General features: G+C 68.9%; 18 protein-coding genes. 6 read left to right on the top strand and 12 right to left on the bottom strand.

From position 1 onward, the window contains the following. The first annotated feature begins 24 nt into the window (after positions 1–24). Complete coding sequence (locus tag ACFY6S_RS27385) at positions 25–2001, top strand: hypothetical protein (RefSeq protein WP_388818155.1); 1977 nt, start codon at positions 25–27, stop codon at positions 1999–2001. 377 nt (positions 2002–2378) lie between these two features. Here the strand turns inward: ACFY6S_RS27385 and ACFY6S_RS27380 are convergent, their stop codons facing one another. The 6 genes from ACFY6S_RS27380 to ACFY6S_RS27355 all read right to left on the bottom strand — a co-directional run bounded on the left by ACFY6S_RS27380 (position 2379) and on the right by ACFY6S_RS27355 (position 9592). Next, a complete protein-coding gene (locus tag ACFY6S_RS27380; protein WP_388818152.1) occupies positions 2379–3110 on the bottom strand; it encodes a helicase associated domain-containing protein in 732 nt (243 codons plus the stop codon). 311 nt (positions 3111–3421) lie between these two features. Continuing rightward, positions 3422–4018 (bottom strand): hypothetical protein, encoded by a 597-nt coding sequence (locus ACFY6S_RS27375; RefSeq protein WP_388818150.1) that lies wholly within the window; start codon positions 4016–4018, stop codon positions 3422–3424. Between the two features lie 7 nt (positions 4019–4025). Beyond that, the gene (locus tag ACFY6S_RS27370) at positions 4026–5009 is read right to left on the bottom strand and encodes a TniB family NTP-binding protein (protein ID WP_388819758.1); all 984 of its coding nucleotides are present in this window, start codon (positions 5007–5009) and stop codon (positions 4026–4028) included. Positions 5010–5092: 83 nt separating this feature from the next. Further along, positions 5093–7234, bottom strand: a complete 2142-nt coding sequence (locus ACFY6S_RS27365) for a Mu transposase C-terminal domain-containing protein (protein WP_388818147.1) — start codon at positions 7232–7234, stop codon at positions 5093–5095. Next, positions 7231–8007: a TnsA-like heteromeric transposase endonuclease subunit gene (locus ACFY6S_RS27360; RefSeq protein WP_388818144.1), complete on the bottom strand. Its 777-nt coding sequence runs from the start codon at positions 8005–8007 to the stop codon at positions 7231–7233. Before ACFY6S_RS27360 ends, ACFY6S_RS27365 begins: the two co-directional genes overlap by 4 nt. 178 nt (positions 8008–8185) lie before the next feature. Continuing rightward, the gene (locus ACFY6S_RS27355; RefSeq protein ID WP_388818142.1) at positions 8186–9592 is read right to left on the bottom strand and encodes a DNA-binding protein; all 1407 of its coding nucleotides are present in this window, start codon (positions 9590–9592) and stop codon (positions 8186–8188) included. 294 nt (positions 9593–9886) lie between these two features. Here ACFY6S_RS27355 and ACFY6S_RS27350 point away from each other — a divergent pair, with 294 nt between their 5' ends. The 5 genes from ACFY6S_RS27350 (at position 9887) to tpg (ending at position 14629) form a co-directional block, all read left to right on the top strand. Continuing rightward, positions 9887–10168, top strand: a complete 282-nt coding sequence (locus ACFY6S_RS27350) for a hypothetical protein (protein WP_031178603.1) — start codon at positions 9887–9889, stop codon at positions 10166–10168. Further along, positions 10165–10689 carry an RNA polymerase sigma factor gene (locus tag ACFY6S_RS27345; protein WP_388818138.1) on the top strand — a complete coding sequence of 175 codons (525 nt, stop codon included), beginning with the start codon at positions 10165–10167 and terminating at the stop codon, positions 10687–10689. The genes ACFY6S_RS27350 and ACFY6S_RS27345 overlap by 4 nt, the downstream gene beginning before the upstream one ends. Beyond that, positions 10686–11330, top strand: coding sequence for a hypothetical protein (locus ACFY6S_RS27340; protein WP_388818136.1), 645 nt, complete (start codon positions 10686–10688; stop codon positions 11328–11330). The genes ACFY6S_RS27345 and ACFY6S_RS27340 overlap by 4 nt, the downstream gene beginning before the upstream one ends. 521 nt (positions 11331–11851) lie before the next feature. Continuing rightward, entirely contained in the window at positions 11852–14059 is a 2208-nt protein-coding gene (gene tap, locus ACFY6S_RS27335; protein WP_388818133.1) for a telomere-associated protein Tap, read from the top strand. Between the two features lie 12 nt (positions 14060–14071). After that, positions 14072–14629 (top strand): telomere-protecting terminal protein Tpg, encoded by a 558-nt coding sequence (gene tpg, locus ACFY6S_RS27330; protein ID WP_388818130.1) that lies wholly within the window; start codon positions 14072–14074, stop codon positions 14627–14629. A gap of 57 nt (positions 14630–14686) precedes the next feature. Here tpg and ACFY6S_RS27325 read toward each other — a convergent pair whose 3' ends face one another. The 6 genes from ACFY6S_RS27325 to ACFY6S_RS27300 form a co-directional block, all read right to left on the bottom strand. Next, entirely contained in the window at positions 14687–16453 is a 1767-nt protein-coding gene (locus ACFY6S_RS27325; RefSeq protein ID WP_388818127.1) for an ABC-three component system protein, read from the bottom strand. Further along, entirely contained in the window at positions 16431–16697 is a 267-nt protein-coding gene (locus ACFY6S_RS27320; protein ID WP_388818123.1) for an ABC-three component system middle component 6, read from the bottom strand. The genes ACFY6S_RS27325 and ACFY6S_RS27320 overlap by 23 nt, the downstream gene beginning before the upstream one ends. Continuing rightward, positions 16694–17629: an ABC-three component system protein gene (locus ACFY6S_RS27315; protein WP_381466686.1), complete on the bottom strand. Its 936-nt coding sequence runs from the start codon at positions 17627–17629 to the stop codon at positions 16694–16696. The genes ACFY6S_RS27320 and ACFY6S_RS27315 overlap by 4 nt, the downstream gene beginning before the upstream one ends. A gap of 64 nt (positions 17630–17693) precedes the next feature. Next, complete coding sequence (locus ACFY6S_RS27310; RefSeq protein WP_388818119.1) at positions 17694–20969, bottom strand: Helicase associated domain protein; 3276 nt, start codon at positions 20967–20969, stop codon at positions 17694–17696. A 98-nt stretch (positions 20970–21067) separates the two neighbouring features. Then, complete coding sequence (locus ACFY6S_RS27305; protein WP_388818116.1) at positions 21068–23740, bottom strand: Helicase associated domain protein; 2673 nt, start codon at positions 23738–23740, stop codon at positions 21068–21070. Next, complete coding sequence (locus tag ACFY6S_RS27300; protein WP_388818113.1) at positions 23737–24816, bottom strand: hypothetical protein; 1080 nt, start codon at positions 24814–24816, stop codon at positions 23737–23739. The genes ACFY6S_RS27305 and ACFY6S_RS27300 overlap by 4 nt, the downstream gene beginning before the upstream one ends. Between the last annotated feature and the right edge of the window lie 671 nt (positions 24817–25487).

Below are 25487 nucleotides of genomic sequence, written 5' to 3'. Positions count from 1 at the left end.
CAATATCGAGGAAGGAACCACAGCATGCCTTCAGGACCACAATCGGTGACGATCCCCGGCCCGGAGCACGTACGCCACCTACGGGCCCAGGGAGAGCACATCACGAATATTTGGGACGCCACCGACTGCGGACTCACAACTGGTCGTGGATGTGCCGAGCGCCTCACGCAGATGGAAACAGCCCTGCACCCCGCGCCGGACGCGACGTCCCGGATACGGCACGCCCAAGAACTCCCCATCTACATGGTCCAAGAGCCGGTCTACGAACCCTACCGCTCAGCGGAGGTCCCACGCTACGAGGCAGGAGACCGTGCAGCCCGCCAGGTCCTGAGCGCGGCCTTCGCCCCCGAAGTCATCCAGAGCGTGATGGAAAGCCCGCTGCTGGCAACGGCTCAGGTCACAGCCGCACAGATCCAGGACGGACTGTGGACACCGCGGAAGGACAGCCTGGCAGCCCTGATAGAAGCAGTCCCCAGGAAAGGCGGTGAAGTGCCCAGGATCCTGGACGAATACTGCGTACGCCACGCCGAAAATCGCCTCCAGGCCGCGCCGATGGCCCTGCGCGACTTCATCCTGCTGTGGTTCGCCGCCGCCTTCATCCGCGTAGACGGCCGGACACTCGACCTGTGCGGTTCCACCTCATGCCTGATGATGGCCGTCGACTACGTCTCCGCTCGGGACGACGCCGGAGGCGGCGGCCACGCCGCCTACGCGGCGGCAGCCAGCGAGGGACTTGCCTGCCTCGCAGGGGAATCCGTCACCCAAGCCCTGCGGGACACGGTGCTCGTGGACGCCGTCATCAGGGCCCGGGACGTCACAACGACAGCGACCAGCCGCATCACGGACCTGAACGGATTCGTCGACGCCGCAGGCGGACCGGTGACACCCCAGGAATACATGCGGGCACGGTGGTGGGACGCCGCCATGGTTCCCTACCACCGCCTGCCCATGAGCGCACCTGGATACCGCCACACCACCGACGAACTGGGCACCTTCACACCGGCCGACCACTGCGGGGCCATCAAACGTGCCCTCGACTGTGCCATCCGCTACAACGAGATCGTCGACATCGTGCCTGACTGCGCCAACGGAGAATCCTTCAACGAGGTGCTCCTCGCACTGGCGTCCGAGGGAGCACACGCCGTCTACGGCTACGGAGACGCCCTCGCACGCGTTACCGATGATGTCCTCCGATGCGATTGCGGTGCGAGCGGACACGAGGAAGCAGCCGAACTCGCCATGGGCGACTGCCTGTTCTACCTGCTGACCACTCGCTACCAGATGCGCAGGCAACTGCAGAGCCTGTCGGCCGCAGGCGGCGAAATCCAGCGGGCCTATGCACAGCGGCCACCAGGCACCAGGCTGCAAGCCGTGGCCTCCACCACGCTGCAACCAGGAAACCTCCTGCACTCCGACGCCTGGAAACCCCTGTGGAAGCCGGCCGAAGCAGCACACCGCATGCCCGCGAGGTGGGCAGCCCACCTCGCCCGGCGCGCGGCACGACGCAGCCTCCCAGGCGACACGGCTGCCCGTGACCGCGACCGATGCGAAACCATCATCACGTCGCTTCTGGTCGACTGCGACAACGCTCCCAACCAGTCCCTGCCCACCCTCGCGAAGCGATGGGGCGACGTCTTCGACACAGTTCTCACAGCCGCCGTGGCAGACCACGCCCCCTCACGCCAACACCTCGGTACATTGAGGGAACTCATCGAACGAATCTGGCTGCACTGCGTAGTGAATGACGATGACGGCACGCCGCACCCGGCGGAACGGGCCGACGAGCAGCTGGCCATGGACACCACCCAGGCTCTCTTCGCCACCTACGAGCTCCCCCCGACCGAGGGCCTGGCCGTCAGGCGAGCCTTCACCGGCGTGGCGACCAGCGCTGTCGAGCTGAGCGGCCTCAACCCCTACAGCCGCATGACCGACGGCATCAGCCGAATCCTGCTGGACACAACTCACACAGAGCGTGGTCAGACAGGTAATAGCGACCGGTGAGATGATCCACGCGATTGATCGTCCTGGGCAGGCAACTCGCGGCGACGACTGCCGTCGGCGTCCCGTCGTACCGGGAATTTCCGATTCCCGCCGGGAATGAACGCGCTGACGCCGGACCGGACAGGGCACTGAAACACCGAGCGACGTCATACTCCCGCTGGACCTCACCGCCTCCTGCCCTGACCGGTCCCGCTCAGGAACGGTGCCCGTCCGACCGCTCGCCACAGGCCGCCGAGGGAGCTGGAAATGAGAACCCTGCGCCGGGAAGATGTTCAGCGGGGTGCGAACGGGACGACGGACACCGCACCCCCATCCTCGCCGAGCCGGTCGCAGCCGACGAGCTGGATCAGCAACCCGCGACTGCGAAGTGCCGGTACTCACATCCACCGCATCCCGATCGCGGACAACTGCTCCATCCGCTCCGACGTCAGCGTCGCAGCCCTGCTCCGCTGGTTGCCGACCCATGCCCCCAGACGGAACCGGAGTTCCCAGCCGTCCCCGAAGAGCACGGTCTCGACATGCTTGCGAGGCACCTGGAGATGCCCCTCGCGCAGATAGAACTGGTGGGCGGCCCGATAGTTCATCGCCCACCTGCCGGCCTGCGTACGACGCTTCGGCTTCTCGTCCTCGCTGGCCGGTGTGATGCCGAGGACATGTTCGCATAGCCATCGCTGCACTGTGGTCAGCCGGTCCCACCCGTACCGCACCGACTGCACCCACCGCCCGAGATCCTCGCCCTGGCACACGACATCGCCCGCCTCGGTGGGCAGCGCCTCACCGGTGTCCAGGTGCATCCGGACCAGGCGGAAACCGCGCTGCCAGGTCACCGGCCACGAGGGGCACCAGGACGCGTCGATCTCCTCCAACTGCTCCCGCCGCGCCTCCGACAGCGCCCCGGCCGACGTCTCCACCGGCAAACCCTCCGCGCGCCGCCGCTCGTTCTCGACAGCCTTCCTCGCGGCGGCCCGCGCGTTCTTCAACCAGATGCCCACCTTCGCGCCCTGGTAGGTGGCGTCCAGCGGAGCCAGGAGGTGGCCGTGTTCGGCGGCCCACCCGCGCGTGGCGGACAGACCCTCCTCCCACGCGACGTCGAAGTGGCTCCAGACCATGCCGAGCCTCTCCAACTGCGCGACGCGGGTGTGATTCCAGGGTGCGTAGTTGGTGTGGTGAGGGCTGCTTGAGCTGGGGAGTTGGTGGTTCCCTGAGAACGATTCCGGTGCTTACGGGAAGCTGGCGGCAGTGGTGATGGGGCGTCTGGCCTGCGGTCGTTGGGAGTTCGTTGATAACGGTGGTGGGGTGTTGCTGATGGGCTCCGGTATCTAAAGGGTAGGAGCGGGTTTGTGCTGGTCAGCGGCTTGCTGCACGGTCGGGGTCTGCTGGTGGGCTATGCCGTTGCTGTCGGGTGGGGGTTGGCGCCGGTTCAGTACGGGGCGGTGTCGATGTCGCGTGCCGTCCAGCCGTCGGCTTGAGCTCCGCCGTGCTCGAGGAGGTCGTCGAGGAGTTGGAGGTAGCGGCCGTAGCGTCCCGGTGTGGGGGTGAGGGTGAGGCCGATGGTGTCGAGGGCGTGTTGGACGCGGCGGTCGTAGACGGCCATCCGGTGCGGTGCTGCTGCGGTGAGGATGGCGGAGGCGAGGGCGTCGCCGGTGCGGAAGCCGGGCAGTTCCCAGATGATGCCGCGTCCAGTGCGGGCGGCCTCGCTGCGCGGGAGGGTGGTGTCGCGGACGGCGGTGACGGCCCGTTCGGTGACGGCTCGGACCTGGGTGTCGGGCAGGGACATCAATTCTGTCGCCCAGCGGGTTTGTGCGGAGAGCCGTTTCCAGACGACGAGGGCTGCGATGTCCGTCTTGCCGAGGCTGCCGGTGTGCTCGGTTCGCTGCGCGACGTCGTGGAGGACCTCGTCGTAGTGGGGTGAGACGCCTGCCAGGTAGCCAGCGCGGGCGGGAACCAGGACGTCCCATACCCGGCCGCAGAGATCAGCGAAGTCCTCGTCAGCGGTCGTGTCAGCACTCTTCTTCACCTCCGCATCATGCCGTTCTGGCTGGTTGGCGGGTGCGGGGGCGGCTTGCTTCTTCGGCGAGGTGGTCGAGCTGGATGGCTTCGAGTGCCTTTTTGGTGATGCGTTCGGTGCCGTCGCAGATGGCGGTGATGGCGGCTTGGCGGATGAGGCGGGCGAGGGATCCGATGCGGCCGGCGGTGCGCTGGTGGAGGTAGGCGGCGTGGCGGGGGAGTGCGCCGGGTGTGTGCTGGGTGAGGTCGAGGGCGTTCTCCATGTCGGTGATGAGGTCGGTGAAGGGGCGGGTGTTTCCGTGGCGGGCGGGGAGGGGGCCGCAGGTGATGAGGCTGGCGCGGCCGGCGAGTTGGGCGCCGCGTACTCCGGCGAACAGCGTGGTTGAGGCGACGTCGATGCCGGTGTAGACGAAGGTTGCTCTGATGCGTTCGGTGAGGTCTTTGAGCAGGTCGGCGGCTTCTGCGCCGGTGGTCGTGCGCGGGTTGAGGCGGTGGATCTCGTCGATGAGGACCAGGCGGACGCCGGCGGCGGTGTAGGTGTGGCAGACGGCCTCGGTGATCTGGGTCTGGGTCATGCGGGTGGTGACGGGGATGCCGAGGTAGCGGGCGAATTCGGTGGCCAGGGTTTTCGCGGTGGCGCCGGGCGGCACCAGCAGGTACGCGACCGGTGTCTGCTGGTGGGTGTGTCCGGGCGGGGCGGGGTGTTTGCGGGTGTGGGCGAGGTGGCAGGTGCGTCCGACTTCGAGGAGGGCGGTCGTTTTCCCGGCCGCGGCGGGGCCGGTGACGATCAGTGAGGGCCGGGCGGTGGTCTGCTGGTGGCGGCCGAGGAGCATGAGGGTGCGTACCTGGGTGGCGAGGGTGTTGATGGCGGGGGTGCGGACGGTGACGAAGGCGGAGTGGTAGGCGAGGCGTTCTTCCGTGCTGCGTGGGGTGTCGCCGGGCTGGGGTGGGGTGAGGGGTGGGGTGGTGGCGAAGTGCTGCCAGCCCTGCCAGATGGTGATCGGCCACTCCGGCTCGACTGTGTGCGTGCCGGGCAGCGGTGCCTCGGTGTCGGCGGGGGCGTGGTGGTTGCGTGCGGGGCTGGTCACCAGTTGAGGGCTTCCTGGGCGGGGTCGTAGAGGCCGAGTCCGGTGTACGGGACGGGCACGTCGCTGGTGTCGCCGGGTCCGAGTTCGTCTTCGCTGTCGGCCTGTTCTGGTTCGTCGGGCTGGTCGTCGAGGGCGTCGATGCTGTCGTCGTCCCCGTCGTCGGCCTGCGGGGCCGGATCGTGGGGAGGGCGGGTGCCGGCTGCGGGCGGGGGTGTCTTCAGTGGTGCGGCGCGGGTGATCAGGCGCTGTTCGCCGGGGGTGGCGGTGCCGGTGTGGGCGCGGCGCATGAGCTGGTCGAGGGCGTCGGCGAGGTCGGCTTCGTGGGTGTCGCGGTCGCTGTGGCGGGTGGTGATCGTTTTGATGTGCTGCCAGGTGGCGCTGTTGAACGGCTGGTGGATGTGGTCGCGGTGGATCCACGGGATCTCTGTCAGGTGTCCGTCGGGCAGGCGGATCCAGACCTGGCGGGCGTCGTGGGGGTTGGTGTGGACTTCCCATTTGCCGCCGCGCGCGGTGACGGGGGAGGGCTGGCCGCGGTAGGGGGCGAGGACAGCGTGGTCGTAGGTACGGTGGTCGACGCGGATGCCGCGTTCGGTGATGGCCTGCCAGCGCACCGGCAGCAGTTCGAGGTAGTCGCTGCCGCTCAAGGGGAGGGGCACGTAGCCGGTCACGGCGATGAGCGCGGCCCACATCTGGTTCGGGGTGAGAGCCTTCTTCGGCAGGGTGGGGTGGCGCAGGCCTTCGTGGGGGCGGTGGTGGTAGTGGATCAGCCATTCGTCCAGCAGGTCCTGCAGCTGGGCGACGCTGAAGCAGGCCTCGTGTTCGGCGTCCGGGCCGCGGCGGGTGACGTCGGAGCCGGTGTAGCCGGGCAGGTGCTGGCACAGCAGGGCGTTGATGGTGCCGAAGGTGCGTTCGACGATGCCTTTGGCGGCGGGGGCGTGGGGCGGGGTGGGCTGGACGCTGATGCCGAGGGTTTCGCAGGCGGCGCTGAACGCCGTGGACAGGTAGACCTTGCCCCGGTCCACGACGATCGTCTCGGGCACCACGACCGGCCGGGCGGCTGCGCCCTGAAGGCGTTCGTCCAGGTCCATCAGCCGCTGTAGCTGGGGGAGTTGGGTGTGGGCGAGGCGCAGTGCGTCGGGCCAGGAGGGACGGGCCGGGTGCGGGACGGCTATCTCGGCGAGCAGCAGGGCCGCGTCGACGGCCTTGGTGCCGGCCGGGCGCAGGACCGCGGCGAGGATGGCGCGGGTGGCGACGTCGACGGCGATCGTGAGTTCGGGCCGGCCGGTGGTGCCGTCGTCGAAGACGGCCAGGACGTCCAGCCGTGTGGTGTCGACCTGCACCTGCTCGCCCGGCCGCAGCGCCACGGTCGGGGTGAACGCCCGTCCGCCGGTGGGGGAGGGGAGAGTACGGGCGGGGCGGTGGGGGTGTTCGGCAGGGTCGGCGAGCTGGTGGACGAGCCGGTAGAAGGTGGCCTGGGAGGGGGCGGGCACTGTGCCGCGGCCGTGCCGGTCGGTAAGGGTCTGTGTGACCAGGGGCATCAGGCCCTTGACGGTGCCCTTGGAACGGCCGCGCTGGCGGCGCAGCGCTTCCTCGATGGCGGCGATGACGCGTTCGTCGGTGCGCCCGGTAGGCACGGGCCGACGGGTGGTGCGGTGGTCGACCAGCCCCCACAGTCCCTGCTTGCGGTAGGCCAGGCGCATGCGCTGCACCGTGGTCCGGGAGACAGGGCCGAAGCCGATCGCGGTCAGCTCCGCGGCCTTGGCCTCCTCGCGCTGTGCGAGGGTGAACCGGTCGGGGTCGTACTCGGCCCGGGGCATCTCGTCGCTGTCCGTCCCGCCGGGCAGGCCGGTCTCCACCTCGCGGATGTGCCGCTGCCAGGCCAGTGCCTTGCGCCGCGCGTCCTCGGGCGCGGTTTCGAACAGACCCCACTGCGTTGCGGCCTGGGGCATCTCGGCGCCCACGATGGTGAAGGACGGGTCGGCGAACAGGTGTCCGGCCACGACCGTCTCGTCTTCGCCTGTTTCACCGGCGAGGTGGACCTGCTGCCCCGCCACCGCGATGACCTGCCAGGTGCGGTCACGGAAGCGGACGTGCGCTCCGACCTGCAGCACCGTCCGGCCGCCACGCCGCACGCTCACTGCCCCTCCCCGCTGCCCGGGCCGCCGTGGCCGTGCGCACCGCCGGCGCCGGTGCTGACGAGGACCCGCTCGTTAAGCGGTACGTCCAGGGGCGCGGTGAGGTGTCCGTGCCACAGGGCGTGGAAGACGGCGGGCAGGACTTCGATCGGGTCGCCCACCGCTTCGACGCCCTCGATCAGCGGCTGCGGCTGTGCGAACACCTCACGCAGGGCGGCCGCGAGACGGGGATGGCCGGCGTTGCGGGGGTGGCGGTACCCGGCCAGCCATTTCAGGTTCGCCGAAAGCGTCTTCTCCAGCGGCTCAAGGCGCCGGTAGCTCCAGCCGGCCTGCGCGCACGCCGCCTCAAGGACCGTCGCAGCACGCTGCGCCCGCTCGCCGCCGGCCTCCAGGTGGTTGGGGCAGTCGGCCAGCAGGGCGGTGCCGTCGCGGTGGCGGGCGAAGAGCTGCGGCACCCACGAGCGGACCTGGCCGCGCGCGTCCCGCCACAGCAGACGCACCGGCCGCCCGGCCAGGCCGACCACCTCGGGGTCGCGGTCCAGCACCGTCAGCTGCGCCCGCATCGCGGCCGACCCGCAGGCCACATGCCGGCCGGTCGTGGCCGACCACCACTGCCCAGGACCCCACCGCCGCCCCGGCACCACCGGGAACGCCGACACCGGCTCCAACTCCTCGAAGGCCACCGCGAGAACCGCGTCCGCCCACCGCTGCTGCACCACCTGCCCGAGAGGATCGACGAAGACCGCCTCCCACTCGGATCCGGTATCCGTCTGCATGCGCTGTGAGCGGCCACCTGCTGCGGCCGCTGCGTCCTTGCTGCCCACGCGCCCCAGTCAAGCCCGTCCTGCCTGTGCGGCGGGCCGCTTCACGGATTTTGATCACGAGTGCCGGGCCATGAGGTAGTGCCCTGCGGATCGCGGTCCGTGCAGAGCCTGCCTGCCTCCTGACACTAGCTCACCGCTCCTTTCCCGGCCGCTCGTTGCGCTGGTCCGCGAGTGCCTCGGCCAGGACATCGGCCGGCAGACGGGCCCAGCGCGCCAGATCCTCCAGCGCCATCCCCGCCGCGAGGGCTGCTGCTGCGCTCTTCCGTACGGCCTGCTCGATCAGTGTGGCGGCATGGCCGAGGTTGCCCAGCAACTGCTGCGCGGCGTCGGCGGTCTTGCCGTACTGGGCGCCGCGCAGCTGGGTCAGCTGTTCTTCGGCGTCGTTGACCAGGCTGCTGATCAGCGCCCGCTGCTCGGCCGGCACCGCGGAGCGCCACGTGGTGCCCGAGCCGGGCGCGCTGCGTTCCTTGGACAGGACGCGCAACTGTCCGGCCATGGTCGCGGGCTGGTGTTCCTGGCGCAGCCACCACGGATCGTTGTCGTAGCCGGGCGGGCCGCCGGCGCCACGACGGATGCGGATGACGGCGCCCATCCACGAGGTCAGCGGGCCGCCGTAGTCGGTTGCCGCCAGCGGCCCCAGCCACGGCCGGCCGACGCGCTCACCGAGTCGGCGGCAGAACATCCCGTCGGAGGGCAGCGCCCGCGGCCGCCCGGCACCGCTGTCCCTCCACACCAGCTCGGCCATCGCCGGGTCCAGCAGCGCGTCGGCCACGGCCACCACCTCGGGGAAGACGACCGCGTCCCGGCCCACGATCCGCCACCGCTCCAGCTCTGTACCGGCGTTGCCGCCCGCGACCTGGTGCAGCCGCTGAGGCCACAGCGTCTCCCGCTCCCAGTGCAGAGCCTGCTCCCACCACCGGGCCACCACCGCATAAGCCAGAGCGAACACCCTCTCCGGCTCCGCTCCGGCCCGTACCGCCCGCCGCGCCACACCAGTCCACCGCCGCTGCGCCGCGGCCACTTCCGGCACACCCCGTACGTCCAGATACTCAAGAGGCTGGTCGGCGTCGGCGTCCAGGAGCCACCGCCCGTGCCGGACGCACACCCGCTCCCATCGTGGCGCGTACCGCACCACCTGCACGGCCGTCCCCGTGCGCCGGGCCGCGCACAGACGGCAGCCGAAGGCGACCGGCCCGGCGACCGCGCCCCCGGTCCGCCACGCGGCGGCCGGCACGCCGTTCTTTCTGGCCGACAGCTTGGCGTCCTGCTGTCCCCAGGACGGCAACGCCCGCGCCAGCACGTCTTCCTCGACGCCGCACATGCCTGCCAGTAGCCGCCGTCCGGGCGTGTTCAGCAGCACCTCGGCGTCGGCCCGCGTGCCCCCGCCGTCGTGCCCCGGCGGGTAGTTGCGCCATTGCCAGCACGACCGCAACACCTTCGCTTCCATCCCGTAACGGCCCGCGATGCGGTAGATCAGCGACGAGGTCGTCTCCCCCTGAAGGGGAACTGTCCGCAGCAGGCCGGGGTGATGGGTCACTTCACCACGGTCTCGTGTCCGCCGTCCCGGCGGGCGCTTTTGCAGCGGATGCCCAGGCGCCCCGTCCTCCTGGGGCCGTCACTTCTACTCGACGGGGCCACCTTCAGACCGTTTTTCCTGTCACCTCCTGCTACCCCTGTGACCTGCGAAGACGATGCGACAGGCCGGGAGGCAGGGGGAGTTGGGAAAAGATCTTGGCCATCGGCATCCGGATCTGGCCTCCGGCGGCGTGTAAGGGAGTGAAGGCCCTTGGGCCTTCATCAACGAGTTCGTTTCTACTGGGAGGCCTGGTCGATGACTTGGTCGTACTGGGCAGGAGCGGGCGGGGTTCCCCTGCTGCTCCTGCTGTTCTTCGCGATGCGCCGCGCCAAGGGCGTCGTGGAGATGCTTGTGAAGGCGTACATCGAGACTCGGACGGAGCGCGAGCAGCGCGCCACCATGGTCGCGATGGCGCAGTCCCTGCCCGACGGCGGCGCCGCGGCCCGCTTCGAGGAGGGGCGGCCGGCTTGGCTGTTCCGCAAGGACGCAGCTGATCCGGCAGGCCATCGGGCCATCGCCACGCGGGAGGCTGCGTGAGCGAGGCCGCTCCGGGAGCGGACTTCGAGTCCTTCGTCCTCGAGACCATTGAGGCGTTCTCCCGACTGGCCCGGGTCGAGGCGGGCGACCTGCACAGCGCAGAAGACGCTGTGCAGGACGTCTACCTGAACATGTACCGGCGGTGGGCGACGATCTCTGCGCAAGAGGGGTCGCTCACCGCCTACGGCCGCACCGCGGTGAAACGGGCGGTCATCGACCAGTTTCGTCGGAACAAGCGGATGGTCGCGGTACCGGTTCATGAACTGCCCGAAACGGAATCAGGCATCGGCATCCCCGAGGCCGCCTACGAAATGATTAAGGAAGGAATCGACGAACTCGTCGCCAGCCTTCCTGAACGGCAGCGCGAGGTCACCATCCTGTGTGTTCTGCAGGATCTCAGCCCTGCCGTGGTTGCACAGCGCCTCCAGATAAAGGAGGAGTCGGTGAAGCGCTACATTAAAGCCGCCGCCAACAACCTGAAGAAGTCCATCAACGAACACAGTGAGGAGGCCACCGCATGACATACCTGTCCGCTTGGACGCACCAGCCTGAGGAGCGGGGAGCCATCCGGCTCCTCGCCCTGTGGCTCCTGCTTGAAGGCTCCGAGCAGGCGGTTTCCAGGAGTTCTCGGATCGGTGAGGACTCTGTCCAGGCGGAGGGGGGCCAGCCTTCGGGCTGGCCCCCGGCCCCCGCCCCCTGCCTGGAAATCGTGGACGGAAACCATCGAATCGGCGTATTCCCTGAACTACGCACTCTCCTGAAAAAGGAAATCGATGATTCCGCGACACCACAGGAAACACGACGCGTAGCAGAAATCCTTGAGTTCCTAGACAGGGATGATGTGGCGCGAAGTTGGTGGGAAAAAGCAGCACTCAAGGGCGATGAGGACGCGCGGGACTATCTTCATATCCTTGATGCCGAGAGGGAAGAAAACCTATCGGCATGCTGCGGACACGGGAAAGAACACACTGAGGAGTCTTTCAGATCATTCGTGAGTGGCTTTGTGTGCCGGTCAGCCGGTACTCGCGTTGCTGCAGACAGGGTCGACTGGGCATTGGGGGAAGCCGGAGTCGACCTGTCTGAAGCAACACAAGCTCTCGTGCGTGAGATTGAGGACTTCCTGGCGCACCTGGACCACACCACCGGCGGCCCACGGTGCTGACACGACAGCGCGTCACGCGCCCACAGACGGGAGAGTCTTTGTAGGCCAGCCTCCATGAGGCCTTCACGCGAGAAGGCCGGACGACTCGTTGAAGTGGCGGCCCATCCCCGCGCCCGCGGGGATGGGCCGCCACTGCATTACCCATGGCTCCGTAAGCCGACTCACGGAGCCCTCCGCCAGTCGCGGCTGGATCGAGCACTTGTCACTGAATATGGGACCGCCGACTCAGTCCCCGGTTGGTGCGACGTCAGCTGGGGAGGCGCTGCTGCGGGCGCGGTACGACTTACACCCACCAGCATCGAAGCGTCCTGGCCAACTGTGCGAGCCTCGCCCAACTCTGGTTTCTACGCTGTTGCCAAGCCAGGGGCTCACCAAACAACAACCACCGCCGGGTTCTTGGCGAGCTCTTGCTAGTCCTAGCCGCTGCCCCGCTACACGGGATCAAGACGCGAACGCTATCCGTACGCGTTTCGTACGCGCTATGTGCGCTTCACGCTAGGGTCAGGGGCAGGAGGTTCTGTATGTCCGAGCTGTTCGACGCGGTTGACGCGCTCATTGCGTCCCGTTCCCCACTCCCGCCCCCGGCAGAGCGCAGGCGGCTGCGCCAGGCACATGGCCTGACGCTGGACGAGGTGGCCACTGCACTGCAGGTGCGGCGGGCGACGGCCAGCGGCTGGGAATCCGGCAAGACCGAGCCGCGGCCGCCGGAGCGTGACGCCTACGCCCGCATGCTCAAGCAACTTGCCCAGCTCTACCCCGCCGACCCCAACGTCGCGGCGGACACGGCGGTACCCGAGTCGCTTGCCGTCCCAGCCGTTCCAGCGTCAACGCGAGCGGAACCGGCCAAAGCCCGCACCGAACCCACAGGCCCGATCCTGGAGCCTGCTTCCGAGAACATCGCACTGCGCCCTGCCGCGGTACCGCGTTCGCCGGCCACGACCGGGCCGACATCGCGCCGCCCGCCCGCGCGGACGGCTGCCCCCGCCGGTAGCACCGACCCGCGGTTCGAGAACGGACCGCTCGCCGTCATTGACGTTGACGCCGACGGCCAGGCATACGCGTACTGCGTCGGCGGGCTGGTCCTGGACGTGCCCGCCAAGTCGGTCCCGGCCCTGGTGGACTGGACGCTGCGCGAGGCGAAGCTGGGGCAGCCGAAGCTGTCTGGGCCGGGCAAGGATGCCGACCCGTTGCTCGTGCTCACCGAATCGGCGCTGGAGCGCTACGGCCTGCCCGTCGCCCTCACCGACGAAGAGCGGCTCGCCGGACGGATTTCGGAGGGCCACAAGGTAATCAGGCAACTGGTGCGAGCGGAATGGAAGCTGACCAAGCGGGGGTTCGGTCCGTGGGCGAGGGTCTACCGTCCCGCGACCGGTTCGGAGCGGGCCTGCGTGCAGCTGTGCATCCCGTCGTGGAACGCGCTGGACATCCGGCACTGGGGCAAGGCAGCTCAGCTCCCTCCCGCGGAACTTGCCCGTGTGCTGGGTGTGTACGCGTCCCGCGTGATGACGCCGCGCGGGTCGACCGCAGTGACCGGTCTGGAGCTGATGACCGCGCTGCATCCGCCCACCCGCGCCTCCGAGCCGGACATTGAGGGCAAGCGGCACTCTGAGCACAACCCCGGCTCGCTGGGCAAGGATCCGGTGGACTGTGCGCCGTGCGAGGCCCCCGACGGGCACCCGCTGCTGAAGGACCTGCCGCGCTTCCACGTCCGCGGCCCCGGGGAGAAGCTGTTCGAGGAGGCGTACGACTGGGCGCGGCCGATGACGGATGCCGAGTGCACGCTGCGGCACCTGGTCGGCATCGACGTGAACATGGCCTTCGCCGCCGGAGCGAACGGCCTGGTCGTCGGCCTCGGTGCGCCGACGCACGTCACGGCGCCGGTGTTCGATGCGAAGCTGCCCGGCTCCTGGCTGGTGGACCTCTCGCACGTGGACCTGTCCCGGGTGAAGGTCGGCAAGGACACGTGGGCGGAGTTGGACGCGAGTCTGCTGCCCAGCCCGTTCACGCCGAAGGGGGAGCGCCCCGAGGGGCCGGCCTGGTACGCGACGCCGACCGTGGCGTACGCGGTGGAGCTCGGCTACGACGTGGCGCCGATCGAGGCGTACGTCCGCTACGAGAGCGGCCGTTACCTGGACGGCTGGTACCAGCGGCTGCGCGACGCGTACCTCGCCACGATGGCCGACCTCGGTGTCGACGCCGACCTGGCGCCGACTGACTTCCTCGCTGCGATGGACGGTTACCGCGGCCGTGATCCGGAGCTGGCGATCGTCGTCTCGGCGGTCAAGGCGACGGTGAAGGGCGGCCTGGGCAAGCTGCGCGAGCGCCCGCGCGGGGAGGGCTGGCGGCCCGGCGAGCCGTGGCGCGCGCTATCCCGCCCGACGTGGCGGCCCGACATCCGTGCGGCGGTCATCTCCCGCACCCGGATCAACCTGCACCGCAAGATCGTCAAGCACGCCGCCTTCACGGGCCAATACCCGATCGCGGTCCTGTCCGACTGCGTCGTCTACGCGGCGGACGGCACCAGCCCGCTGGACTTCCTGCCCTGCCGCGACGGCAAGCCGCTACCCGGCGGCTTCAAGCTCGGCATCAACCCCGGCCTGGTCAAGCACGAGGGCACCCAGAGCGTCCTGTGGGGCGAAGAGGTCCGCGAGCGGTTCAACGCCCCCGCACTCAACCTCGCCCGGTACATCAAGGACGGCACCGTCACCGACGTCGACAACGGAGAGTAGGAGAAGGCGACGATGAGCCTGTTCGGGGACGGCCTGGACGCCGCGGTGCAGAAGGCGTTCACCCGCCCGGCGCCCAAGAACGCGGGCCCGCAGATGCGGTACCTGGTCAAGCAGCTGGGCGGCACGAAGGCGGTCGCCCAGATGCTGCGGATCTCGCAGCGCACCGTCGAGCGGTACGTGAAGGACCAGATCAAAAAGCCCCGCCCGGACCTCGCCGCGCGCCTGGAGCGCGAGGTGAAGAAGCGCTGGCAGCCGCAGATCAGGGCCAAGGCCCGGCAGAAGGCGGCTACCACCGGCGGCATCGTCATCGACACCCGCGCCCGCATGGGCTACACCGCGCCGATCGGGTCGACGGACCAAGACCGCATCCGGCACCTGACCGTCGCCCTGCCACCGCGGTACGCGGCCCGACTCTTCGACGCCCAGGAGGCCGGCGCCAGCGACCAGCAGCTCCAGGAAATCGCCGCCGAAGCGCTCAAGGAAGTGTACTTCCAGGACAACGGCCGCCGCGCCGGCCAGCTGGAGGAGGTCCGCTTCACCGGCATCGAGCACTTGGAGTTCGACCTGTAGACCCCGAACAGCGAGTCCCGTCAGCACAAGACTCCGCCGGGACCGGGCAACGGCGGTCTATCTCTTGCCCGCGGTTTTGAAGCGGAATCCGAAGAGACCGCCGGTTTCGTGTTCGTCGGTGAGGCGGGGGTTGCGGATGTAGGGCTCGGGATCGAAGCCGCGCTGTGCGGCCATGCTCAGGCTGTCGGTGTTGATTGTGACGATGTACTGCAGGTTCTCCTCCACGGTGACTTCGGCGGCGAGCTTCAGGGCAGCGGCGACTTGCCGGTCGTCGACGCCGTCGTAGAGGTGGCTGTCGTGGATGAGGAAGTCGGGGCCACGGCCGTGACGGTGTGCCAGGACCGCGAGGGTCAGGTCGAAGCAGAAGATGACCATGTTGCTGATGCCGCGGCTGCCGTCGCTGTCGATGCGCGGGGTGATGGTCAGGCTGTTGCGGCCGGCCTCGATGGCGAGGTAGGCCTCGCGCCCTTCCCCATAGAGGCGCTGGGCGTAGTGAGAGAACAGCAGGATGGCTTCGTCGGTCTGCCGACGGCGCTCCTGGAGATCGGTGTCGACCGCCTGCTGCAGTTCCACGCTCTTCGCGGTGATCTGCCGGGCGCTCGCTTCGAGGGTCTGAGCTGCTTCGAAGCGGTGACGCAGAGCCTGGAGTGCGGCCTCTTCACGGCCGAGGGCCGTCTGTAGGGTCGTCAGAGCCTCCAACGCTCCTCCCTCGGCAAGGTCTCGAAGGAGGCGGGCCTGGTCCTCGCCCAACCGCGCCCGCTCCGAGCGGCGTGACTGAAGCCGCTCGGTGAGCTCGGCGATTTCTTCTTCCAGGAAGCGTCGGCGGTTGCGGACCACTGAGTGGTGGAACGTCTTCACGTCCTCGAACCGCCGGCGGACCTGATCGTTGAGGACGACGCCGAGTTCTCGGTAGACGGGCTCGAGGTAGTCGACTTCGACGTCGGTGGTCTCGGTGACGGCTGCCTGGAGCTCTTCGAGGTTGTGCTGGTCGATCACATCGTCCTGTGCCAGCTGCTTGATACGTCGGCTGACCTGGTCCGCTCTGTCCTTGAGGCGTTCGTATTCGGGGACGACCTGAAAGGCCGCAACCTGTGCACGGAGCCGATCCACCTGCGCCTTGGCCAGCGTGATCTGGCCTCTGAGGTCTGCGGTGGAACCCACGATGCGCCCCCACACGGGGTCATCGACCGCTTTCTTCAGCTGGGCACGTGTTGCCTTGCGGGCGGCCAGCTGTCTGTACTCGTCGACGAGCTGCCAGTCCAGGCCCAGCAGGTAGGCGAGGTTGGAGGCGGCTTCCGGGGCGGACTGCCGGGAGAACGTACGGGTCGGCTCGTTGAAGCCGTGCGACGAAATACGCCGGGCGAGGAAGGAAAGCAGCACTCTTCCGCTTACGCCCGGATGGTCACCGCGCAGACCGAAGAGGTCCCGCTCGATCAATTGTGTCCACCGCTCCACGGGCAGCTCTACGGCGCCAGTGCGGGGAAACATGGCGCCGTCGTCCGTTCTGGTCACGTCCTCGTCGAGCGTCACGAAGCCGGCACGCTGTCCGCTGCGGCGGACCTTGAGCGGACCACTCAGGCCCGGCCAGTCCAATTCAAGGGTGAACGTGATGTGCCGCAGCGCCTTGTTCATGGCGAGTGTGGTGTTTGTGGCCCGGGCCCCGAGCAGGAAGTGGATCAGCTCGATCAGGCTGGACTTGCCGGCGCTGTTGCGGCTGTCAGTGTCTGCGGAGGAGGCGGTGGTGGAGGCGACGATCAGGTTCAGGCCCTCGACGAAGGACACCTCTTTGAAGCGCTCGTCGTCAGCGCTCAAGCGGCGCAGCATGCATGCTCCTTGCAACGAGGATGTCCTGGTCCAGCTCTATGGCTCCCATGCTGTAGAGCATGTCCAGTGCCAGGACGAACCAGCCGAACGATACGGGCGAGGCGTGGCCGTGACCGGCCCGCCAGGTCTTCAACCGGGCCCATGTCTGACTGACAGACCGCGGTTCGTCCAGCTGCAGCAGGACCTGGGCGCCGACGGCGAGCAGGCACCGGTCAGGCGCGATGCCCTTCGTAGGAGTGATCACGCGGATATCCCGATCCCGGGCTGCCAGCCAGTTGGAGGCGCTTCGAAAATGTCGCACCGCCCGAAGAAATGCGCGAGTACAACGAGGGCGGCACGCAGCACCTTCGGCTGCGGCTGCGCGTTGCCCAGTACGTACATCTGGAGCTGCCACAGCACGTCTTCTGGATCGGCCCAGTGTCTGCGAACCTGCTCGTAGTACACGCGGAAGCCCCGCGCGACCTCGTCGTGTTCCAGCTCCCGCATACTGCCCGCGTAGAAGGCGTCCACGAGGTGGGCCTGCCGCATCCCGCGGAGCAGGTCCTCGCGTGCTTCGCCTTCGAGCCGGTTGAAGTCCAGTTTCTCGATGCGCACGTCTGGCAGAGGCATGAGCGGGTCAGAGGAAGTCCGGAGTTCCTGAAGCTGTTTCAGGAGAGGCTCAAGATCATCCATCCCGATCCCGAACGTCATCTCCTTGATCGGGATCTCGCACCGGAGGACGTCTTCCGCTATCACTTGGTCCAGTTGCATGCACTCGTGCCACAAGCGCCGGCTACCCATTTGCTCAAACAGCAGGGCCGGCGTGCTGGTGGCTGCCTCGGACAGCATCGCCGTCACTTCAGGGTGAACACCGCGTCGATCGTTGTGCACGAAAACGAACGTGTCGAACTGCCCGCTGCGCTTGGCGAGCGCACCGGCCAGGTCGCCGTTGAACTTCTTGCGGATTTTGCTCGGCTTCACCGTCTGCGGGGCGTAGCAGGCATACAACTTGCGGGAATGCAGCGTGAGACCGTCTGCCGACATATCGCCCAGACTGCCCGCGGTGCGGACGTCCAGGAAGTCTGGGTACCTCGAGCACATGAGCCGGTGGAAGAAGTCTTCGAACTCGTTCTCGTACAACTCCGCCATGAGCTCAAGGAACTTAACCCGTGCATAGGCACGCTGCTCGTACCGCATATACCCCCCTCACCTACAAGGAGGAAAGAGTAGCCCTACGTGATCACTCTCGGAAGTCTTACCGTCACGCTCCAGGCAAGGTGCCTTGCCAACTCAGTGCTTCCGGACGGATCTCGATCGTGCACAACAACGCCTGCTGATGTGGATGGAGTTGGTGCCAGAGGATGCTCTGCTTGCGGGCCCAGCGCTGAAGTTCGGGCGGGAGAGGCTGGCCTGCGGCGTAAAGGGTGCGGTGCTGGTGGTATTTGCGTTGCCAGGCGAAGGGCCAGGGCGGGTTCCACCAGGGATCGAGGAGGGTGAGTTCTTGCAGGGTGTGGGCGGACAGGAGGCCTGCGCGGGCTTTGCGCCGCTGCTGGATGAGCCAGTCCCCCAGGGCGAAGCCGTGGTGGTGGGTGTGCTTGAACACGGCGAGGTGCCCGTGGGCGGCGGCGTAGCCGCGGGCGTGAGGGAGGCCCTCGCCCGGCGGGTAGCGTCGTGTCGTGGTGGGAGTCGGCACGGGTTCGATGGCGGGCGCGGCACCGATGCTGGTGAGGAGTTCTTGCTGGATGGGATGGAGGCTGTCCCACAGCCTTGTCTGTGTGGTGATCCAGCGGCGCTGCGTCGTGGCCAGGTTGCCGCTGGTCGTGGCGGTGCGCGCTCGGCCGTAGGCGCGCTGCCAGGCCAGCGGCCAGGGCGGGTTCCAGTGTGGGTCGAGGGCGTTCAGCGCGGCGATCCGGGTCGGATCGGTGCGCCCGTCAGCGACGCGGTGTCGTTGGCGTAGGAGCCAGCTGCCCAGGGGGTAGCCGTTGTGGCGGGTCTGTTCGGCCACGGCGAGGTGCCCGTGTTCGGCGGCATAGCTACGTGCGTGGGCGAGCCCTGTGTCTACGCGGGCGGGGCTTCGGTCGGCTTCGGTCACGGCGCGGGCGACGACAGAGGTGATGCCGATGTCCGCGAGGAGGTTCTGCTGCTCGAGTTGCAGGACGTCGTGCCGGGCGCACTGACGGCGCAGCCACACTGTCACCTCGTCCTCGTCCCTGCCGCGTTGCGGGCCGGGCACCTTGAGCCGGTCTTTCTGCCATCGCTTACGGGCCTGCTGGTAGCGCCGCTGCCAGGGATAGGGCCAGGGCGGGTTCCACCAGGGATCGAGTTCGGCCAGCAGCCCGCCGCGCGGCCACCCGCCTCCGGTGGCTTGAACGTGCCGGCGGTCCTGGCGGCGCTGCTCCACCAGCCAGCGGCCCAGGGCAAACCCGTCGTGCACGTACTCCGAGGGCACTGCCAGGTGCCCGTGTGCCGCGGCGAAGGAACGAGCGCTGGCCATGCCGTCCAAGGCCCACAGACCGGCAGCAGCAACCTGCTCGGTCACAGCCTGGGACGCCCCGGTCCCGCCCTGCACTTTCGCGGCCTCCTCGGCCGTGATGCCGATGTCGGCCAGCAGGCGCTGCTGGCCGGGGTTCAGACGCCGATATGCGGCACATTGCCGCGACAGCCACAGGACGAGATCCGCTTCCGCTCCGGGAAATCCGTCCCCCGCATCGAGCCCGCCCCCGCTCTCCCCCAGCCGCCGGGCCTGCACGTAGGTGCGCTGCCAGGCTGGCCCCCAGGGTGGGTTCCACCAGGGATCGATGGCGTCAAGTGCGCGGGAGCGCTCCGTGGGCTCCGGGCTCCGGAGCGCCCTGCGGCGCTGGCGTGCGAGCCACGATCCCAGCGGATACCCCTGGTACATCGTGTCCTTGTCCGCGGCGGTCAGGCAACCGTGCTCGGCGGCATAGGACCTGGCGTGCGTCAGCCCCCTCTCGAAGCTGGCCTGGATGGGGACCCGCCGCGGCAGCGCGGCGCGCGCCGCCTCGGCCGTGATGCCGATGTCCGCGAGCAGACGCCGCTGTTCAGGATGGAGAGTGCTGTAGTGGGTGCACTGCAGATACAGCCACTCGCCGTTGAGTATCTGCGTGCCGGGAAATCCCGCGGCTGCATCGGGCGGACCGGCAACCGCGGCGTGATCGCGCGCCCGGTAGTACGAGCGCTGCCACTGCACCGACCAGGGGACATTCCACCACGGGTCCAAGGCCGCCAGCGCCTGCGCACGGTCCGGCACCATCGCCCAGGCCCTGGCCTGGACGTTGCCCAGCCATTCCCCAAGCCGATAGGAATCGACCACGGTGTCCTTCGGGACCGCAAGATTGCCGCGTTCGCGCACGTAGCGGCTGGCATGCGCCAGGCCGGCCGCGAAGGCTTCGTCCGCCTGCCGACTGTGTCCGCGCCGCCGCTTACCCTCCGCGCGCTGGCCGCCGGTCCCCACACGCGCCCGTACCGCGAGCTCGTCCGCCAGGGGGCGCTGACGGTGAGCCGGAGCCACCGCCCACATCTCCTGGCCCTCAGCATTTGTCCCGCCCTGCGCCCGCACGCACTGATACGCCCACGCGAAGAGAGGACCCGACGTCTCCTGCGCCAACTGCTCCACGTACCAGGGCCGCCGCATACAGCCTGCAACAGCCGTCAAGAGCGTCGGCAGATCAGCCAGGCGAAAGGGAACATGGTCCTGCGCCTCGGCCACCACACGGCGCCGGAAGTCGTCACCGGCCAGCAGCGTGGCCAGGGCAACGGTCTCCGGATAGGTCACCAGCTCCCGCGCCACGACCTGCCACGCGTCCTGGCCCAAGCCGTCGCTGTCCAGGCTCCGTAGCCGCGCCGGCCACACATGCTCCCGCGGCCACGTCTGCCACCACCACGACGCGGTCACTGCCTGCGCCACCTCAAAAGCGTCCGCTGCCCGCGCGGAACGGCGCAGCAGCCTCACGTGATGGTGCCGGGCCTCCAGCATCTGCCCGCTCCCGGCCAGGTCCACCACTCGGCCGACCGTGCCCGGGATCTGCATAAGCCACCGGCGATGAGGCAGGCACACCCGCTGCGCAGGTCCCAGATACATGCGAGCAGCCTCCGGCCTTCCGGCACGCCGCGCCGTGCACGCAGGGCAGGCTGGTCCCCAGCGTCGTACCTTCTCCGCGGTGTGGTGGAACTGCGCTGCTGGCCCCGTGGCGAACCGGCGACGAGGCTCCTCCTGCGCCCAGGCGGACAGCGCCCGCAGCAGGTCGTCCTGCGGGACGCGGCACAGTTGCGCCACCCGGTCCCGTGCTTCCTGGTTCAGATAGATCTCGCTGTCCGGCCGCGCCCTGCCCATCACGTTCGGCAGTCCGCCCACGTCGACGATCGCCGCCAGCAGGTCCCTGAACGCCATGCCGTAGCGTGCCGCCAGCCGGATCAGGAACGACTGCGTCATTTCCCCCTGCAGCGGCCCCACGCGTAGCACACCGCTCGACGGCGCGATCGGTCCAGCCGCTGCCAGCTTCCGCTCCTCGCCGCTCATTCCACCCGCTCGTCAGCCCTGGCCCCGTAACCACCTGCAGGCCCCACCCGGTTACGGCTCCGACCTGACCGGCCTGGGCACCCCGCAAACACAGGCAGTCATGCCCACTCGATCCCCAGTTCCCGCAGTGCGTCGAGCTGGTCCTGGGCGAGTTTGTCCCGCCTCGTTTTGGTGTTGGAGACCCACACACCCAATTTCACGGCCACCGGTTCCGTCTCGCCGTCGACCGTGATCTCTTCGCTGTGGCTGCGCGGTACAGGCCGGTGAGCACCTTCCCGTTCCACCCACTGCGCGAGGGCCGTCAGGCCGCGCTGGAACGCCTGCTGCGCCTTGCTCGGGCCCTTTGCCACACGCGTAGCCGCAGGGGCCGGAGACGGCGCCTGGGCGGGCTTGATGCCCAGCTGGGACAGCCGCTCCTGCTGCTCGGTCGACAGCTGCGCCCAAGTACCCGGCTGGGACTGCCGTTGGAGCCAGCGCCCGATATCGTCGCCGTCGAAGAGGACGCCCGGAGCGATGTCGGGCAGGTGGCCGTCGGCGTCGACGAGGTCGGCGAGCACCCGGTAGTGCCTCTGCCAGTCGAGTGGCCAGGGGCAGTTCCAGTCCGGGTCGATCGTGGCCAGTTGCTGCGCGCGCTCCGCCGCCCGCTCGGGGTCCTTTCCGAGGCCGCCCTTGCGGCGGAGGTTGGCCATGTGCTGCCCAATGGGTACCAGCCCCCCGGCCTCGCTCTCGCCCCAGACCTGGTCCTGGCGGGGTGCGAGGTGGCCTGTGGCCTGCCGGTAGGAGCGGAGTGCGGCGAGCTTGTTCTCCCACGCCTCTTCGCCAGGCTCCCAGACCATCCCGGCCTCGGGAGCGTCCAGGAGCTCCTTGCGCCGCGGCTCCAGTTCCCCGGCCCGCAGTGCCTTTCGCTGCTGGTGCACCCACCTCCCCAGCGGGAAAGCCTTTGTCACGCCGACCTCGGCCTCGGTGTCGTAGGGGACGGCGTAGAGGCCGGTGATGTGGTTCCCCTTCCGCCAGTGGAGCAGGGCCTGGTAGCCCTCCAGCCACACCAGCGACTCGGGCCGGTAGACCCGGGTGCGCAGGAAGGCGGCGATGGTCGCCGCGTCGCGCGGGCTGGAGAAGTGGAGCAGGGCGGATTCGGCGGCGGCCTGGGTGTCGTCGTGCTCGTGGTCCTCGCCGTCGCCCGCGCCGTCGGCGCCGATGATCTGGCCGTTCTCGTCGCGCTGGACGTGGATCTTGCGCTTTCCGCTGGTGAGGGCGCGGGAGGCGAGCTGTTCAACGAGTCGTTCATCATGACTGCGGAGGCCCTGCAAAACGGCTACAAGGGGGCGAAAACTGGCGGAGGCCACCATGTCCGTGGGGTCCTCGCCGGGCTCCAGGAAGACGGGCACGATGATCCGCGCGACTTTCGTGGAGCCGTCGCGGTTCAACCTGAGTGCCCGGCCGATGTTCTGCACGATCTCCACCTGCGAGCCGCGGGTGTCCGCGAAGCAGATGGCCTCGACTCCCCGTTCGCCGGTGATGTCGACGCCTTCCCCGAGCACGCGAACGCTGGCGAGGAAGGCGCGGTGGACCCGGCGGCCGGCCGCGTCGATGCCGTTGGCGAACTGCCGCAGCACCTCGCGCCGCTCGCTGACGAGGTGGTCGCCGCACAACCACGCCGCCCACACTCTGTCCGGGGGTACGTGGCGGCCGGCCTCAAGCTCATAGAACTCCGCGTCGATCGACGATGCGGGGAGCCGGTCCGCGGCCGCCAGGTCGTCGTCGGAGGCGTCATTCATGTACAGCTCCGCAGCCGTCTGGGGCAGCTTCTCCGCGAACGCCGCCGCTTCCTCGACCTTCTGGTGGAACGTCATAACCGTACGCAAGTTGTACGCGGCTGCGTGCTCCAGGAGCGCGGTCTGCAGCAGGGCCAGGCGCCGGCCCCGCAGCGCCTCCTCCGACACCCCGAGGACCGGCGAGGGGTCGCGGATCTCCAGCACGTCGATCTCGAACGGAGCGAGAATCTCCCGCTCGATCGCCTCGCTCAGCCCGAGTTCGGCGATCCATGACCCGTAGGTGCCGTCCGGGTCGTCGGTCATGCTCGCGATCTCCAGCTCCTGGCCGTCCGCGCCCTTCTGCGGGCGGGGCGAGGCGAGGATGCGCGGGGTCGCGGTCAGGTACAGCCGGAAGTCGGCGGGGATGCGGGCGTTGTCGTGGATCGCCGCCCACGGCCTGCCAAGATCACCCGCCGTACCGTGGGCTTCGTCGATGATGGCGAGCGAAAAACCGTCCATCTGCTGGCCGTACAGGCGCTCTCCGCCCGCCAGAGCGGCCTCCAGCGGCCCGCGAACCTTCCCCTGGCCCATCGGGTCGTCGAAGTCGTCGCGGTCCACGAGAGAGGCGTAGGTGGCGAACACGATGGCGGGCCCGTGCCCGGCCCACAGGGCGAGCTGGATCGGGTTGGTGGTGGTGCGCACCCCCAGCTCGTTCAGCACGGGATCGTTCTCCAGCGAGCACACCGCGACCATGGGGGAGCGGTGACCGACCGCGCGCCACGCCTGGGCGGTCTGCACGAGCAGGTCCAGGGTCGGTACCGTGACGAGGATCCGGCCCTCGGGGAAGCACTCCAGCGCGCTCGCGGCAGCCATGATCGTTTTGCCGGACCCGGTCGCTGACACGACCGTGCCACGGGCACCTTGAGGGGGAACAGATGATCTTGCAGGGAATCCGACCCACTTACGGAAACTCGACTTCTGGTCGATCTGGTGTTTCTTAAGTGGAATCCTGCTCATCGTCCGTCCTCCTCTCCGGTGTCGTACAGCCAGGCGTTCTCAAGCCTTTCCAGCGCGGTTTCCTCCTGGCCCTCCCGCGTCCAGACCCCTTCGAGCGAGATCGGGGTGTTGTCGATCCTTTCGCACAGCACGAAGCAGGCGGGCAGGTCGATCAGCACGAGCTCGCCCGCGAACATGCCGCCGGGCCCGTAGCGGCGCCACAGCCGTTCCAGCCGCGCTCGGTGCGTTTGCAGGTAGGTCTCCAGCGCCCGTGGGTAGTAGATGTCCCGCTCCATCAACTGCACGGTGCACAGGGCGATGCGCACGACTTCCCGGGCCGACTCCTGGTCCCACTGCTCGGAGCTGGTGCCGGTCACGGCCGCGTAGTGCTGTCCGCAGATGTCCAGGACACGCTCGACAAGTTCCGGCGACGCCTCGTTCTCTTCCGAGGCACGAGCCGGAGGCCGGCTGACGTCCGTGCGCTCTTCGGGCAGGGCACCGGTGCGGACGGCCGCCTCCAGGTCCAGGCCGTGGTGGTCCAGGTAGGCCAGGAGGAACAGGGCCAGGGCCCGGCCGGGGTCGCTGGCGTGCTCAATCCCGGGCGGCTCGCTGGTCCAGCCGAAGGTGGCTTGGTGGGGCCGGGGGTGTACGCCGCTGGTGTGTGGGTCAGGGAAGGTGACGGCGCGGGTGAAGAAGTCGTCCAGGCGGCTGAGGAGTTCCGCATCCGGGTTGTCCGGCTCGCGGCCGCGCACGGTGGTGGTGGCGTTCTCCAGGATGGTGGTGAGGTACCGTCGGCGGGCCTCCTGCTGCCTGAGCTCGCTGGACGGGCTCTCCTCGACCACCTCCACCACGCGGTACATGCCCTGGTCCCCGTACAGACCGTCCGGCTTCTCCAGCGCATTGCGGGCCTTGGCGACGGCCTCCTCGACCGACCGCCCGTAGGCGTAGTTCGTCACCACCGACGCGCCCGGGTGCTCCGGATCGGTGCGCTGCGCCACGATCCGATAGCGGGTCAGCTCCGGGTCCAGCCCCGAATTAACATCACGATCATTTTCCTTCCGCAGTTCAAAGCGCTTCTCGAAGCCCGACGGATTCAAAGGATTCTCACTTCCCGCGCCCCGCCCGGGTGGTTGGGGGGTGTCCCATGTTTCCGCCAACGATACATAATGCATCAATCTGATGCACGCGGTACACTAGAACCCCACCCCAACGAGCGACCCACCCCCTCGTAGCCAGCCCGGCCCGCGCCAGCGGGCCCCAACGGTCCTGGAGGCGCAGCCGGAAGGACCGTCAGGCGGGGGAGCGCAGCGGACCCGCCGGGAGCGCCCCGCACTCCCCAACCCCCCTACAGAAAGCCCCACTAGCCGCACCACCACACCCCAGCGGCACGGCCGCGCGATGCGCGGCCAGCCGGACGCGCAGCGGCCGGCCCCACCGCCTCCAGGAGCGCAGCGGAAGGAGGCGCCCGGGGGCCGCCCCGGCCCCCGGGGGGGCGGCCGGGGGGGGGGGGGGGGGGTGTGGGGGGGGGGGGGGTGGGGGGGGGGTGTGGGGGGGGGGGGGGGGGGGTTTTGTTTTTGGGGGGGGGGGGGGGGGTTTTTTTTGTGTTTTTTTTTTTGGGGTTTAGGGGGGGGGCGTGGGGGGGGGGGGGCCCCCCACCGGCGCCCGCCCGGCGGGCGCCCCGGGGCGCCCCCGGGGGGGGGGGGGTTTTGATCGTTTATTTCGTTGCGGGGAGTGGTTGCGTAGCTACGGAGAACAACTTACTCTTTCG

The sequence above is a fragment of the Streptomyces sp. NPDC012835 genome, assembly GCF_042900885.1.
Classification (GTDB): domain Bacteria; phylum Actinomycetota; class Actinomycetes; order Streptomycetales; family Streptomycetaceae; genus Streptomyces.
The sequence above is the reverse complement of the archived record's forward strand: the minus strand, read 5'-3'. Positions and strand labels throughout refer to the sequence as shown.